A 14,381-nucleotide genomic window follows, 5' to 3' on the forward strand; every position below is an offset into this window, starting at 1 on the left:
CGGTATTAGATGCGGTTGAAAGAGCTAAATATATGCCTAGGCATATGGACTGCGAGAAGGGACTCCCAAAAAAACGCCATACGATAGTATGGCGTTTTTTTACTTTTAGCATCTGAGAGCCTGTATTAGCGCTTTTTCATCTTCGCGACAAACATACCATCGCTATCGGCTTCGTGGGGCCAGATGGTGAGCATTTGAGTTTGCTTGCCAGTAAAGGGATGTGTCACTGTTTGCAGCTCAAACTCTGGGTTTGCCCCTAAGAAGGCGTTTACTACCTGTTCGTTTTCGATAGTAGAGAGTGAGCAAGTAGCATAAACGAGCTGCCCTTGTGGTTTAACCGCTTTGGCGCTTCGAGTCAGGATATCTAACTGTAGAGCATGCTTATCAGTGACTACGCTTTGCTCATCGAGCCAGCGCATATCCGGGTTACGTCGCCAAGTACCCGTGCAGCTACAGGGGGCATCGACTAATACGCCATCAAAAGCGTTCGCCTTAACCGGTAAATCATCGCTTTTCCATGGTGCGGTGCTAATGCCATTAAAGCCTGCACGCTTGGCGCGTTTGGTCAGCTCTTCTAACGGCTTGCGGCGAATATCTGATGAGACTATTGTCCCAGACGCCGATGAGTCTTGTCTTAGCATTAAAGAGCGTAGCTGTAGTGTTTTACCGCCAGCGCCTGAGCAGGTATCCCACCACAACTCATTCGCTTTCGGAGCGCAGATCTGTCCTATGACTTGAGAGCCAAGATCTTGGATCTCAAGCTCGCCACGTTGATAGGCGCCGATAGCATTAAGGTTAACGCTCTTATGTCCAAGACTTACTGCATCATCAAAGTACTCACTAGCAATGGCTGTGATTTCATCGTTAGCGAGTGAGTCAATCAGTTGTTGCTGGGTGAGAGTTTGTGCTCGGCCCCAGATTGGCGGGCGTGAACACATGGCTTCGATAATCGCCTGCTTTTCGGTGCCACTGACCTCAACTAGCTGCCAAAACCAATCTGGCAATAACTCCGTATCGTTGAAGCTTAGATCGGCAAATTGCTGGTTTAAATACGCACAGCGGTCGCTCACACTAACCAAGGCTTGCTTCGCTGGGCTTAGATTAAACTCAGGTGACTGGTTGGCAAATTCTTGCCATGCAGCGCTAAATTGAGTCCACTTATGCCCTTCGAGTTCGGCAACCAGACTTAGACAGGCAAACCAACTTGCATCTTGTTGCTCACTGATATGGATCTTTTTGAGCCAGCCCCACCAACGAAATAGCGCAAACAGACTCTCACGAATGACGCGTCTATCTTTAGAACCATGTTTTTTATGGGTCCTGAAGTACTCTCCAACAATGCGGTCTGCTGGTAGCTTTTCACTCATCACACTGACAAACAGCTGATGTATGGTGTTGCTATAGCTTAATGCTCGTTTTTGCGCAGGAGTATCTGCTTGAAAAGCGTTTTGTGGAGATGATGAAGGTTCTACCATTAAAGTGTGCCTGAACTTGCCTAAATTGGCTGGAAATTAAAACTGGCGCAATTGTAGCAGAGATTGCAGGGGAGTGTAGAGGCGCTTGCGAGAAACGCCTTAAGGAGCAAGGCTGATTAAGCTGTTTGTCGCAAACGATCACTCGGTAAGGCTAGGGGAGAATATCTAGATGAATTTCCCCTCTAATTACCACTCTTTTAATGTTAGAAATCCCTAGAAATCCCTAGAAATCTAAGTCGAGTGCAAAGCAGAGATAGAGCATCAGTTGTTGGCAGGCGGCAAACTCTTGGGCGCAAATATCGACAAACTCTGGTGAACAAACCTGCTCGATGCTCAAGGGCTTAATCGCAATGAAGTCTTTACGCTTAAGCTCCTCTAGCATGGGGTGGTCTTTGTCATAGCCTTTAGGTGGGCGAACCAGCTTGCTGCCTTGCATCTCGAATCCGTGACTCGTTAACTCACGCAGCGCTTTTTTGTAGCCGTTAGGGTTTTCATCGATACAGCTGCGAATAGCATTGAGGGCCGTAGATTCTGGATGCCAAATGCCCGCGCCAACAAAGCAGCCATCGTTGGCAAGGTGCAGGTAGAGTCCAGGTGCATGCACATCTTTGCCCTGAAAATGTCTAAATTGTATGCCGACATTGGTTTTATAGGGGGTTTTATCCTTACTAAAACGGCTATCACGCTGGGGGCGCATCATACTGCCGCCAACTTTCTTAGGGACCGCAGTCAAACGAGGGGATAGCGCTAGGAGTTGTGGCTGCATCGCCTCAATGAACTTAAGTGCAGGAGTGCGAACCTTATCTTCATATGTCTGTTGGTTAGCCTTGAACCACTCTCTGTCGTTATTGACTGAAAGTTGGTTTAAAAAGTCAAAACATGCAGGAGAAAACAGGCTCATAGAAGTAACATCCTAGCTTTAAAGAAAGAGTTAGAATAGAGGATATCTTAGTGGTGGAGCTTGATCTACTTTCGCAGCGTACCTTGCTAAGATTAATACAAAATTGCTGTTATAATCTGTGCTCGTTTTTATGGCGCGAATCAGACAGCGCAGAGAGGAGTATAAATGAAGGTTTGGGTTGACGCCGATGCATGTCCGGGTGTGATTAAAGAGATATTATTTAGAGTGGCAGACAGAGCCAAAATAGAAGTGACGCTGGTGGCTAACCACTGGATGCGCATCCCCCCATCGCCTTATATCAATCTAGTGAGCGTATCCTCAGGGTTTGATGTTGCTGATGATGAGATTGTTAAACGCTTAACGGCCGGAGATCTCGTTATCACCGCCGATATTCCGCTGGCTTCTGAGGTGATAGATAAAGGCGGAGTGGCGTTAAATCCTCGTGGTGAACTCTATACCGAGCAGAACATCAAATCGATTCTCAATATGCGTGACTTTATGGACACCATGCGCGCTAGTGGTGTGCAAACTGGCGGCCCCTCTGCAATCGGCGCCAGCGAGAAGCAAGCCTTTGGTAACCAATTAGACCGCTTTATAACCAAGCATCATAAGCCAAATAATTGAGCCTGTAGGTTCTAGGGGCTATTAAGAGAGAGCGGCCGCTCTCCTTTTAATGTTGTTCAAGTTTAAACTTGCTGAACGCTGTTCGTGACAACGAATTTATTTCCCTCTTGCAAGTACTTAAAATACGCCATTTTTCTATTTGAATGAGTTAGATTTACCCGAGATGAAAACCCTACACATGACACGGCAACTTCAACGCTGTAAAAGTAAGCGCTTTGAGTTGTACGCCATTACTCGCATTATCCATAAGGTCGATGATCTCGATATTAAGTTCGTCACCCAGCAATACGTTGCTAGGCCAGATGGCTTTGCGCTGACCGATCTGTATCTGCCTCAGCTAAAGCTGCATATTGAGATCGATGAAGGCTTTCATAAGCAGCAGATCGACGCAGACAAGATCCGAGAACTCGATATCATAACGGCGACCGATCACGAGATTAAGCGCATCGATGCCTCGGTATCAATTGAGATGATTAACCAACAGGTCGACCAAATTGTAGCTGGTATCCAGCGAACAGTTGAGGAGCAAAAAACAGCGGGTCATTTTCAACCTTGGGATCCTGAAATTGAGCACAGCGTAAACTACCTACAGAGCCGAGGTGTTATTCGTGTCAGCGAAAACGTGGCTCTGCGTACTTCATCTGAAGTCTGTAACCTACTCGGGCATAACTATAAAGGATGGCAGCGCTCTTCAGCCAGCGTACCTCACCACCCCAATATAAAGCTATGGTTTCCTAAGCTTTATCCTAACGAGCAGTGGTTTAATCATATCAGTTATGACGGCTGTGAAATTCATGAATACTGTATCGAATCAGAGGAAAAGAAGCGCAAGTTTATTGATAAGAATCTAGCTGAGAACATTCAGCAAATGGTTTTTGCTCGTGTAAAAGATGAGCTTGGGCAGACTATGTATCGCTTTAAGGGCCTTTTTATTCTTGATAGAGATAAAACCAGTTACGAGTCAGGTGTCTATTGGAAGCGAGTGGCAACCGAGTTTGAGCTGGGATCAACAAAGCAGTGAACAAGCACTGAAAAAGGAGAGTTCAACTATAATATTAATAGTGAATTCTCTTACTTCGGAGGACGCACAAAGTACATTGTCATATTAATAGATAGAGTAGGTGATGATTATGGCTGAACTCAAAATACAGGTGATTGGTGAGGGGTTAGGTGTCACACTGCCAAAAGAGGTCGTTGAGCAATTGCATTTACATGCTGGTGATAGCATTAGCCTTGAACGGTTACCTCATGGAACTTACCGCTTAGCCAACGTCGACGATAAGCTCTCTGAGCAGATGGAACTGATCGAAGGGTATATGCATGAAGAGGATGCATAGTCGCCACTGTGTTAATTGCTATATGAGTTTTGGGAGTCGGATTTGTATTGCTGGCCCTTGCTCACTTAACCAATAAGAGTCATCTCATTAAGGGTAAACTCCTTAACCATTCCTTCCGTTGCGCCGACATAGTTTTTTATATGTTGTGCATTCATATGAGCTTGCCAAAGCGCTCTTGAACTCCAGTTTTCATAAAAAGTGAAATGGGCGGGGTTGTCATTATCTTGGTGCAGATCATACTGCAAGCAACCCTCTTCCTCACGAGTAGTTGCAATCAGCTTAATTAGTTCAGCTTTTACTATTTCAACTTTATCGGCATGGGCCGTGATATTTGCCACTATCGTTAACTGAGTGGTTAATTGAGTCATTTTGTTCTCTCGATTTGAGGTTACCTTTGATGTGTCAACTATAGTAGATCCCGATGAGCGTGCCGAACACAGGCTTTTATTATCAAAATAAGTTTGAGAATTGCTGAGCACGATAAACTTTGTATGCCTGTAGCAATATCAGTGGCTATTCATATTAGTGAGCGGGTAGCCGCATATGAAATGGCTACAATTACAGCCTGAGTTTGCCTTATGGTTAATAAGTAAAAGCGGCTCAAAAATCAAGGTTGTACAAAGGGTTTTAAAGTTATCTTAAGGTGTTGGTGGTGGTCTAAAATGTTGACTTTGGTTTTCTTGTTGTTATTTTTAGCTGTTGAGTGCATCGCTTTATGTTTTTTGTATTAACTCTGGATTAATTTTGTGGTTTTTTATTCTGGTTGTTGTTGTGGTTGTAGCTGCTATCTTCTATGTTGGTTATGTCAGCTGACCATCGCCAGCTAGTAGGAAATTTTATTTAATTCATTGGAGTAAAATATAATGCCTCTTCACTCAAAAGATACTGTGCGAGACGACCTCTTAGATGATATCTACTCATCGACAGATTTAGCTTTATCCATGCCTAAATATAAGATGCCTGAGCAGGAAAATAATCCACGTCATGCATATCAAATCGTACACGACGAGCTGATGATGGACGGAAATTCCCGTCAAAACCTAGCGACATTTTGTCAAACTTGGGTTGAGGATGAAGTCCATCAATTGATGGACGAATGTATCGATAAGAATATGATCGATAAAGATGAATATCCTCAAACTGCAGAACTTGAAGCCCGCTGCGTGCATATGCTTGCCGATCTATGGAACTCTCCTGACGCTGAAAACACCTTAGGTTGCTCGACTACAGGTTCGAGCGAAGCTGCGATGCTCGGTGGTATGGCATTGAAATGGGCTTGGCGTAAGAAGATGAAGGCGTTAGGTAAACCAGCGGATAAACCCAATATGGTTTGCGGCCCGGTGCAGGTTTGCTGGCATAAATTCGCGCGTTACTGGGACATAGAGTTACGTGAAATTCCGATGGAAGGCGATCGTTTAATCATGAATGCTGAAGAGGTGATTAAACGTTGCGATGAGAACACTATTGGGGTGGTACCAACCCTAGGGGTGACGTTCACCTGTCAATACGAACCAGTAAAGGCGGTGCATGATGCGCTCGATCAGTTGCAAAAAGATACCGGACTGGATATCCCAATACATGTTGACGCCGCCAGTGGGGGATTTTTAGCGCCATTTTGCCAGCCAGAGCTAGAATGGGATTTTAAATTACCACGGGTCAAATCGATTAATGCATCGGGTCATAAATTTGGTTTGAGTCCTCTTGGTGTGGGCTGGGTTATTTGGCGAGATGCATCAGCGTTAGATGAAGACCTTATTTTTAATGTGAACTACCTCGGCGGTAACATGCCCACCTTCGCACTGAACTTCTCCCGCCCAGGCGGACAGATAGTCGCGCAATACTATAATTTCTTACGTTTAGGTAAAGAGGGGTATCGCAAGATCCATCAGGCTTGTTACGACACGGCGCAATACCTGTCGAGCGAGATTGAAAAGCTGGGTATGTTCGAGATTATCTATGATGGTCATGGTGGGATCCCTGCGATGAGTTGGTCCTTAAAAGAAGGCATAGACCCAGGGTTTAATCTGTTTGACCTCTCAGATCGTATCCGCTCTCGAGGTTGGCAGATTGCAGCTTATGCGATGCCGCCTAAGAGAGAGGACTTAGTCATTATGCGTATTTTGGTTCGTCATGGCTTTAGTCGAGATCAGGCCGACTTATTAGTGGCTGACTTGAAGCATTGTGTCGAGTTTTTTGCCGAACATCCTATTTCACACGGCAGTGACGCCAAAGAGTCTGCAGGCTTTAATCATGGTTAACTAGTCGAAAGGCCGTCTACATAGACGGCCTTTTTCTATATAACTTAGTGAGAAATGATTATGAATATTTCTGAGTTATTCAGTTTTGTGTTTAGTTATATCGCTCATAACCCCTTTGTGTTTCTATTTTTAGCCATCGCTATCGGTTACCCACTTGGCAAGATCTCTATCAAGGGAATAGCCCTAGGCTCAACGGCCGGAACCTTAGTCGTAGGTGTGGCTATCGCACTGACGGCTTTTTCAGTTTATGGGTTGAAAATCGAAGAGCCCGGATTAGTGTCAGACATTTTCTTGATGATGTTTATGTATGCGATAGGCATGAAGGTGGGGCCGCAGTTTTTCTCCGGACTTGCTAGAGGCGGCCTCGATTTTGTCGTGATAGGCCTGATAGTGGTCTTTAGTAACTTTCTTATCGTATTTTTCGGCGCCAAATTACTCGGTTTAGCCCCAGGTTATGCTGCAGGGATAATCTCGGGCAGTTATACCGTCACGGCGGTGATGGGTGTTGCGCAATCGGCTATCTCCTCCGGAGCGTTTAAGGCACCAGCGGGTATGACGTTAGATCAAGTGAGCGCGAATATCGCTGCGGGTTATGCTATTAGTTATGTCTTATCCAGTGTTTTCATTATTTTACTTATTAAGTATTTACCCGCGATGTTTGGGATCGATCCTGTAAAGGCGGGTAAAGATGCCGAAGCAGAATTCGGGGTCGGTGATGATGTTGAGGCGCTACCCAGCACGAATGGTTTTTCAAATCTCGGTGTGTTGCCGTTAGACATTCGTGCCTATCGTGTTGAGCACCAAGAGTTAGTTGGTCAAAGCGTTGAGTCGCTGTTTAAGAAATTTCCCCATGCTGCGATTTTAAAAGTGGTTCGAGGCGAGCAAGTATTTGATGCAGCTGATAATCCAAAACTCGCCTTAGGTGATGTGATCGGTATTCGAGGCGACTACCATGTGTTGATAGACGATGGCGCTTTTGTCGGTGTTGAGGTCGATGAACCCAGAGCAAGAAATGTCGACATTGAAGTGGCAGATATCCATCTAGGTAAGTCAGATTATACTGGTAAAACCATTGCTCAAATTAGTGATGAGGTGGGCTTTGGTGTTTACATTAAAGCGCTGTTTCGACAAGGACATCAGCTACCCGTAACCCAACAAGCCGTTGTCGAAATTGGCGATGTATTGCGAGTTGCAGGCTCAGATTGGTGTGTGCAGCAGGTTGCCAAGAAACTCAATAGTACGCCTATTGTTGAGAGCACGCTAACAGAGACATTTTACCTCGCTCTGTCGCTACTCATTGGTTATGTTTGTGGTCACCTTAGCGTTACTTTAGGTGGGATCCCCTTCGCATTAGGGACATCGGCAGGCTGCATGCTAACTGGGATTATTTTCTCCTTCTTAAGGACCCGTAATCCCAACTTTGGTGGGCCGATGAGCGAAGGGGCGAGAAGTTTCTTACAAGATATCGGTTTGAGTCTGTTTGTTGCTGTGCTCGCCGCGACGGTCGGCCCTAAAATTTTGGCATCATTTCAAGGTGTCGTGGTCATTAAGATTGCCGCACTGGGCCTTACTGCCGCATTAGTTCCTCCCTTACTTGCTTGGCTCTATGGTTTATATGTTCGTAAAATGAATCCGGCGATATTGGCAGGGGCTTGTGCTGGCGGACGTAATAGCACTCCGGCAATGAAGGGGGCTCAGGATGCTTGTCAAAGCGATATGCCTGCCGTAGGCTACCCTGTACCTTATGCGCTTACTTCTATGATAGTGCTAGTTTTAGGGTACTTAACTATGGTGATTTAGCTTTTAGAATAAGTGCTTAGCGTTAGGGTTAAGTGCTTGTTCAGAGTGAGAAGATAGATAATAGGTTTACGATACTCGCAGCTCTTTGTGAGGTACTCCGTCCTGTGTGAGACAGCTCCTCTGGAGTGTGAGTGTCGGCCTTTTATTGTATTCATCTATATTAACTTTGTCTTCCGCTGCCATATCTAGTTGTATCCATTACTCGTATCTCTCAATTAAATCAAAGCGCCTTATCTTCAGCTACCTTCACATTAAATAGCAGAGCCGTTGTACTCCCTTAGAGCCTGAATTGACTGTGTTCGCGCCGCTTAAATTGCGAGCACACTCTTATTTGTCTGCAGATAACAGGTTGTTAATTTGTAACTAATTTAGCGTTACTTAAGCTAATCCTTTCAGCATCTCGATCACAATTTCCTCCAATCAAACATTGTCGCTCTTGATTAATCAATTAATTAAGCATATCCTCAGCATAAGTTTAAACAAAAGTTTGGTATCCAAACAAATGTTTGTTTGGCCGTGTCGACTGGATAATAACAATGACAGAACGCGAACTCGAGATACTAGCACTACTTAAACAAGACCCATTGATCCCGCAGCAAAATATCGCAGATCAACTGGGGATCAGTCGCTCCGCGGTGGCGGGGCATATCATGAATTTAACCCATAAGGGCGTGATAAAAGGTAAAGGTTATATTCTTGCCGAATCACGTTATGCCATCGTTATTGGTGGTGCCAACATGGATATTCTTGGCCGTCCTCTGCACTCCCTACAAGTCGGTGACTCTAATCCAGGTAGCGTGAGCTGCTCACCGGGAGGCGTGGGCCGCAATATCGCAGAAAACTTAGCAAGACTCGGCTCTGATACCCATCTGATTAGCGCACTAGGTAAAGATACCTATGGCCAGATGATCATGACTCAGTGTCAACAGGCTGGCATTGATATGAAGGGCTGCATTCAACTCGATGAGTTTGCGACCTCAACCTATCTATCTGTACTTGATGGGGACAGCGATATGCATGTCGCCATTAATGATATGGCTATTTTGGACAGACTCAGTGTGGCCGTGTTGAAAACCCACGAGGAAGTGCTGCGCCGAGCTGAGCTGATTATTGTTGATGCCAACTTATCGGCAGAGTCTCTGGAATATCTGTTAAGTAACTTCTCAGATAGACCCATTTTTGTCGATACAGTCTCTTGCGCTAAAGCAAAGAAAATTAAGCCTTTCTTAAGCTCTGTCCACACCTTAAAACCTAACCTTAAAGAAGCTGAGCAGCTGTCTGGGATCACTATTGATAGCCATGAGCAACTGCCTGAACTAGCAAACTGGTTCCACAGCCAAGGCGTGAAGCGCATCTTCTTAAGTCTAGGTTCTGATGGCGTGTTTTATAGCGATGAGGGCGAACAAGCGTTAGTCCCCGCTATGACTGTGTCTATGGTCAATGCCAATGGCGCGGGTGATGCGTTTTTAGCAGGCCTAGCTCACGGCTGGATCCAGCAGTGGACCACCAAAGAGTCTACTCAATTTGCTATGGGAGCCGCAGTCGTTGCGTTGTCTCACCTAGCCACAATAAACCCTAATATGTCTGAAATTACCGTTAAGCGCGTTATCAAGGAGTCGTTATGTTAGAGCAGTACCTAGATATTAATCCAGAAGTTGCAGCAGCATTAGCAGCAGGTAAGCCTGTGGTTGCATTGGAGTCGACCATTATTTCTCACGGTATGCCTTATCCGCAAAACGTAGAGACGGCGCTTAAAGTTGAGCAGATCATTCGTGACAACGGTGCGGTACCTGCAACAATTGCGATTCTAAAAGGCCGCCTAAAAGTGGGTATGACCCATGAAGAGATTGAATACCTAGGTAAAGCGGGACTAGATGTGATTAAGACTAGCCGCCGTGATATTCCATTTATTGTTGCTAAAGGTGTAGACGGTGCAACGACTGTAGCCTCGACCATGATTCTAGCGGAAATGGCGGGCATTAAAGTGTTCGCAACCGGCGGTATTGGTGGCGTTCACCGTGGCGCGCAGCAGACTTTCGATATCTCTGCCGATCTTCAAGAGCTGGCTAATACCGATGTTGCTGTAGTTTGTGCTGGCGCAAAATCAATCTTAGATATCGGCTTAACCCTAGAGTACCTAGAAACTCAAGGTGTACCAGTTGTGGGTTATCAAACTAAGACGCTACCTGCATTCTATACCCGTGAAAGTGAGTTTGGTGTTGATTATCAGCTAGATACTCCAGCGCAGATTGCTGCGGCAATGAAGGCTAAGTGGGATATGGATCTTAAGGGCGGTTTAGTGATTGCTAACCCAATTCCAGAGGCGCACCAGCTAGACAGAGCTATGATCGATCAAGTGATTGTTGACGCTGTAGCAGAGATGGACAGCAAAGGAATTTCGGGCAAAGCATCGACGCCATTCCTATTGGCTAAAGTGGCTGAAACCACCAAAGGTGTAAGCTTGGCTGCCAATATTGAGCTTGTGTTTAATAACGCCAAACTAGCGGCAAACATTGCAGTTGAATACGCTAAGTAAACGAAAGTGATAGTGAGCAAAAAGGCACCCGAGGGTGCCTTTTTTACTTTGAGCGCTTAGTGACTCTATACGCAGCTATGTACGCGGCTCGGCATTCAGCTCCAGCGATGATGGCGCAGCTAAGTCGTGCTTCTCACTGTGGTCGACAATACTGACAACAGCGGAGTCACCAACCACATTGGTGCTGGTACAGAACATATCGATGATACGATCGAGCGCTGCAACTAATGCGATGGCCTCGACAGGTAAGCCCATCTGATGAATAAGCACGCCGATCATCACAATACCGCCCCCTGGTACGCCGCCGGCACCAATAGACAGCAGGAACACGCTAAAGGCCAGTGCTGGAATTTGATCCGTTGTGATGGGGTAGCCAAAGGCGTTGCCGACAAAGAAAGCTGCGACAGTGATGTATATAGCCACACCACTCATGTTCATGGTGGCGCCCATAGGCACACCAAAGCCTGCAACGCTGGGTTTAACGCCCAGTTTATCGGTTAAGGTGCGCATGGTAACAGGAATCGTTGCGTTTGAACTGGCTGTTGAGAGGGCAAACAGGAACTGCTCGCGGGTTTTACGGCGAAACTCGCCAGCGGAAATATTAGTTGTCATACCTACAACGACTGGGTAAACCACAAGCGCCCATACAGCGAGTAAGCTTAAAATCACCGCCATATAGCTCAATACGCTGACAAATGCAGATGGCTCGAAGGTGGCACCCAGCTTAACCATGAGGGCAAATACACCAATTGGCGCAACTTGCATCACAACTGTAATCGCCTTGAGCATGATTTTGTTGCCGTACTTGAAGAAAGTCACGATAGGTTTTACATCATCGCCTAACGCCTTAATGATGCCGCCAGTTAGCAGTGCCATAAAGATAATCTGTAGCATATTACCGTCTGCAAACGCCTGAAATGGGTTACTTGGAATAATATTTACAATCATATCGATAAAGCTAGGTAGGCTGGTGGAAGAGAGGGCTGCCCCTTCTTCTCCAGTTAGTTGCATGCCTTGACCGGGGGCAATAAGTAACGCAAGGCCAATGGCCGCTGCAATCGCGATAATGGTGTTAACGAGATATAAAGCAAACGTCTTACTACCGAGTCGACTAAATGACTTTAGGTCTTTCAGCTCGATAATACCGCTAACGATGCTGAAAAAGACTAGTGGCACAACCAGCATCATAATGAGCTGGACAAACATGCTACCAGCGCCGGATGCGATATCCACAAGGGTGGTGTTGGCAAAGCTGGTTTCGCTAAAGCCGTATTGGAACAGTGTCCCTAATATTAGGCCGGCAAATAAGCCGACGAATATACGGGATGATAATGATTTAAACATAAGTCTGCTGCCTTCAATGATGTTGGTTACTTCCTTCCTTAGATAAACGCTCCTTGATTGGTATAAAAAGTATTCAACTAAAGAGACGGGGTTCACAAGTCCGACCAAGCTATTTGATGCAGTTTGCCTGAATTAGAATCAACTACAAAACTTGTTGTTATCAAACTGTTAACATTTTTATGTTATTTAACGTATATGTTCCGATGTTTCTTTGCAAGTTTGGCGCTTTGTTACGTACAGGTGTAATCGCTTATTCTGGATAATGTGCGGAGCAATTCGGCTGAATGTTGTTGTGGCTGCAGGTGGATATGAAATTGGGGGGAGAGGATGAAGGGTTAAATTATTGTAAAATAACGGGGTGATTAATTAGCCTAATGCTTCTATGATGATATCTAGGCTGCGTGATACCGATACGCTATCTCTTAAGTCAAGTATAAGGGCTATCAATGGGGATTCGGCAACAAGAGGGAGAACCTCTCTTTTCAGGTATTTGCTATTAACCTTCTACAGGGATTAATCGATTGTCATGGAAACACAGTTAATTGAAATTAAAGATTTCGTCTCTTTTACCTTGGCGATAATCGCGTTATTTATCGGTAAATACATTATCTCTCGCTATGAGCTACTCAGAAAATACAGTATTCCAGAGCCAGTAGTGGGCGGCTTTGCTTGTGCGGCAATTGTGGGTGTTCTTTACTATGCCTTCGATATTCAGATTGAATTTAATCTCGAAATTCGTGATGTATTACTGTTGTATTTTTTCGCAGGTATTGGTTTGAAAGCCGATTTTGCGACCTTGCTTAAAGGCGGCAAGCCGCTACTTATCTTAATTACACTGGCGAGTGTGTTCATCTTCCTGCAAAACTTTACCGGTGTGACTATAGCCTCGCTGTTTGGTTTAGACCCCAAGGCTGGCTTGATGTCGGGGTCGATTGCATTGATTGGTGGAGTCGGCACGGCGATGGCTTGGACGCCAACCTTTGTTGAGGAGTTAGGCATTGCCAATGCGAGCGAGCTAGGTATAGCCTCTAATACACTGGGGTTGATCTCTGCCTGTGTGATAGGCGGCCCAATTGCAGCGTATTTGATGAAACGTCATAAGGTCCAGGCTAACCATGACTCTGATCTTGATATTGGTACCAGTCATCAGGCTGGCTCATCACATATTAAGGTGGACTACTTTGGCGTGTTGAGAGCTTGGCTATGGCTAAACGTCACCTTGATTATTGGGTATTTTATCGATCTTGCTCTGCAAGAGGCTGGGGTTAAGCTACCTATGTTCGTCGCTTGTTTATTGGCTGGTATTATCATCGGTAATATCGGCAGAGCCATCCTTAGCCGCAGAGAGGTCAAAGACAGAGCCTATTTAGATGATGCATCACAAGGCTTGTCGCTTATTCAAGATATCTGTTTGGGTATGTTCCTGACCATGGCGTTGATGAGCCTTAAGGTGTGGGAGCTAGAAGGTAGCTTGCTCTATATCTCGGTGGTGATGGCAGTACAGGTATTATTATCGATAATCTTTACCATCTTTGTGGTATTTAGAATGATGGGTAAAGACTATGAGGCGGCTGTGATCTGCTCGGGCTTTGGTGGTGTGACTTTGGGCTCTACCGCAACGGCGATTGTCAACATGACGGCGGTGACTCAGCAATATGGTGCGGCGCATAGGGCCTTTATTATTGTGCCTCTGGTGTGTGGTTTCTTTATCGATATTATTAACGCGATGATTATTAATTTATTCGTTTATTTTTAATCCTGTTTCATTGCGTATAGTGCAAGGGGATTACGACTGCTCGGCAATCTCTGGGCGAGCAGTCACCAAAGGTAGGAGCTTTGCGCCAAAGTGTAAGCGGTGACGTTGTTTGTTATATCACCTTTACAAAACAGACCGAACACTAGCAATGTAATAACTTTAATATTTTTTAATTAATGTAAATTATTATAAAAAGAAATAAATTAACATTTCATTATTTTTATTGTTTATCGGGGGGTGTTATTAATGGAAGCGCTGGAGGGATATAGCCAGCTTGTCGTTAATAATAGTAAATGGAGTTTTCTATGAACAATAAAATTATTGGAATAATGCTTTCATTGATTGTTTTT

12 protein-coding genes are annotated in these 14,381 nt (G+C 45.2%); 8 read left to right on the forward strand and 4 right to left on the reverse strand.

Annotated elements, in window-relative coordinates; all coding sequences use genetic code 11:
• Window positions 1–125: 125 nt before the first annotated feature.
• Together K5Q92_RS08200 and K5Q92_RS08205 are read right to left on the reverse strand one after the other, a co-directional pair.
• A complete protein-coding gene (locus K5Q92_RS08200) occupies window positions 126–1,475 on the reverse strand; it encodes an RsmB/NOP family class I SAM-dependent RNA methyltransferase (protein WP_220768517.1) in 1,350 nt (449 codons plus the stop codon).
• A gap of 223 nt (window positions 1,476–1,698) precedes the next feature.
• Window positions 1,699–2,376, reverse strand: a complete 678-nt coding sequence (locus K5Q92_RS08205; protein WP_220768518.1) for a DUF2461 domain-containing protein — start codon at window positions 2,374–2,376, stop codon at window positions 1,699–1,701.
• A 165-nt stretch (window positions 2,377–2,541) separates the two neighbouring features.
• On the opposite strand from K5Q92_RS08205, the gene K5Q92_RS08210 reads away from it, so the two are divergent.
• From K5Q92_RS08210 to K5Q92_RS08220, 3 genes are all read left to right on the forward strand, one after another.
• Window positions 2,542–3,000: a YaiI/YqxD family protein gene (locus K5Q92_RS08210; RefSeq protein WP_220768519.1), complete on the forward strand. Its 459-nt coding sequence runs from the start codon at window positions 2,542–2,544 to the stop codon at window positions 2,998–3,000.
• A 163-nt stretch (window positions 3,001–3,163) separates the two neighbouring features.
• The gene (locus K5Q92_RS08215) at window positions 3,164–4,021 is read left to right on the forward strand and encodes an AbaSI family restriction endonuclease (protein ID WP_220768520.1); all 858 of its coding nucleotides are present in this window, start codon (window positions 3,164–3,166) and stop codon (window positions 4,019–4,021) included.
• A 109-nt stretch (window positions 4,022–4,130) separates the two neighbouring features.
• Complete coding sequence (locus K5Q92_RS08220; RefSeq protein WP_220768521.1) at window positions 4,131–4,337, forward strand: AbrB/MazE/SpoVT family DNA-binding domain-containing protein; 207 nt, start codon at window positions 4,131–4,133, stop codon at window positions 4,335–4,337.
• 65 nt (window positions 4,338–4,402) lie between these two features.
• Here K5Q92_RS08220 and K5Q92_RS08225 read toward each other — a convergent pair whose 3' ends face one another.
• Entirely contained in the window at window positions 4,403–4,705 is a 303-nt protein-coding gene (locus tag K5Q92_RS08225; RefSeq protein ID WP_220768522.1) for a putative quinol monooxygenase, read from the reverse strand.
• Between the two features lie 495 nt (window positions 4,706–5,200).
• Between K5Q92_RS08225 and K5Q92_RS08230 the strand changes: the two genes are divergently transcribed.
• The 4 genes from K5Q92_RS08230 to K5Q92_RS08245 all read left to right on the forward strand — a co-directional run bounded on the left by K5Q92_RS08230 (window position 5,201) and on the right by K5Q92_RS08245 (window position 10,931).
• Window positions 5,201–6,595, forward strand: coding sequence for a glutamate decarboxylase (locus K5Q92_RS08230; protein ID WP_220768523.1), 1,395 nt, complete (start codon window positions 5,201–5,203; stop codon window positions 6,593–6,595).
• A 60-nt stretch (window positions 6,596–6,655) separates the two neighbouring features.
• A complete protein-coding gene (locus K5Q92_RS08235; protein ID WP_220768524.1) occupies window positions 6,656–8,395 on the forward strand; it encodes an aspartate:alanine exchanger family transporter in 1,740 nt (579 codons plus the stop codon).
• Between the two features lie 536 nt (window positions 8,396–8,931).
• Window positions 8,932–10,023, forward strand: a complete 1,092-nt coding sequence (locus K5Q92_RS08240) for a PfkB family carbohydrate kinase (protein ID WP_220768525.1) — start codon at window positions 8,932–8,934, stop codon at window positions 10,021–10,023.
• Window positions 10,017–10,931 carry a pseudouridine-5'-phosphate glycosidase gene (locus K5Q92_RS08245; protein WP_220768526.1) on the forward strand — a complete coding sequence of 305 codons (915 nt, stop codon included), beginning with the start codon at window positions 10,017–10,019 and terminating at the stop codon, window positions 10,929–10,931. The genes K5Q92_RS08240 and K5Q92_RS08245 overlap by 7 nt, the downstream gene beginning before the upstream one ends.
• Window positions 10,932–11,006: 75 nt before the next feature.
• On the opposite strand, the gene K5Q92_RS08250 is transcribed toward K5Q92_RS08245, so the two are convergent.
• Window positions 11,007–12,275 carry a dicarboxylate/amino acid:cation symporter gene (locus K5Q92_RS08250; protein ID WP_220768527.1) on the reverse strand — a complete coding sequence of 423 codons (1,269 nt, stop codon included), beginning with the start codon at window positions 12,273–12,275 and terminating at the stop codon, window positions 11,007–11,009.
• Between the two features lie 526 nt (window positions 12,276–12,801).
• On the opposite strand from K5Q92_RS08250, the gene gltS reads away from it, so the two are divergent.
• The gene (gene gltS / locus K5Q92_RS08255; protein ID WP_220768528.1) at window positions 12,802–14,031 is read left to right on the forward strand and encodes a sodium/glutamate symporter; all 1,230 of its coding nucleotides are present in this window, start codon (window positions 12,802–12,804) and stop codon (window positions 14,029–14,031) included.
• Window positions 14,032–14,381 lie beyond the last annotated feature (350 nt).

Origin of the sequence: Shewanella sp. MBTL60-007, from assembly GCF_019654915.1 — a bacterium.
In the GTDB taxonomy this organism is placed as follows: domain Bacteria; phylum Pseudomonadota; class Gammaproteobacteria; order Enterobacterales; family Shewanellaceae; genus Shewanella.

Excerpts from the sequence above, each read along its gene's own strand:
- K5Q92_RS08200 (WP_220768517.1), bottom strand. The coding sequence starts at position 1,475 with ATGGTAGAACCTTCATCATCTCCACAAAACGCTTTTCAAGCAGATACT.
- K5Q92_RS08205 (WP_220768518.1), bottom strand. The coding sequence starts at position 2,376 with ATGAGCCTGTTTTCTCCTGCATGTTTTGACTTTTTAAACCAACTTTCA.
- K5Q92_RS08210 (WP_220768519.1), top strand. The coding sequence starts at position 2,542 with ATGAAGGTTTGGGTTGACGCCGATGCATGTCCGGGTGTGATTAAAGAG.
- K5Q92_RS08215 (WP_220768520.1), top strand. The coding sequence starts at position 3,164 with ATGAAAACCCTACACATGACACGGCAACTTCAACGCTGTAAAAGTAAG.
- K5Q92_RS08220 (WP_220768521.1), top strand. The coding sequence starts at position 4,131 with ATGGCTGAACTCAAAATACAGGTGATTGGTGAGGGGTTAGGTGTCACA.
- K5Q92_RS08225 (WP_220768522.1), bottom strand. The coding sequence starts at position 4,705 with ATGACTCAATTAACCACTCAGTTAACGATAGTGGCAAATATCACGGCC.
- K5Q92_RS08230 (WP_220768523.1), top strand. The coding sequence starts at position 5,201 with ATGCCTCTTCACTCAAAAGATACTGTGCGAGACGACCTCTTAGATGAT.
- K5Q92_RS08235 (WP_220768524.1), top strand. The coding sequence starts at position 6,656 with ATGAATATTTCTGAGTTATTCAGTTTTGTGTTTAGTTATATCGCTCAT.
- K5Q92_RS08240 (WP_220768525.1), top strand. The coding sequence starts at position 8,932 with ATGACAGAACGCGAACTCGAGATACTAGCACTACTTAAACAAGACCCA.
- K5Q92_RS08245 (WP_220768526.1), top strand. The coding sequence starts at position 10,017 with ATGTTAGAGCAGTACCTAGATATTAATCCAGAAGTTGCAGCAGCATTA.
- K5Q92_RS08250 (WP_220768527.1), bottom strand. The coding sequence starts at position 12,275 with ATGTTTAAATCATTATCATCCCGTATATTCGTCGGCTTATTTGCCGGC.
- gltS (WP_220768528.1), top strand. The coding sequence starts at position 12,802 with ATGGAAACACAGTTAATTGAAATTAAAGATTTCGTCTCTTTTACCTTG.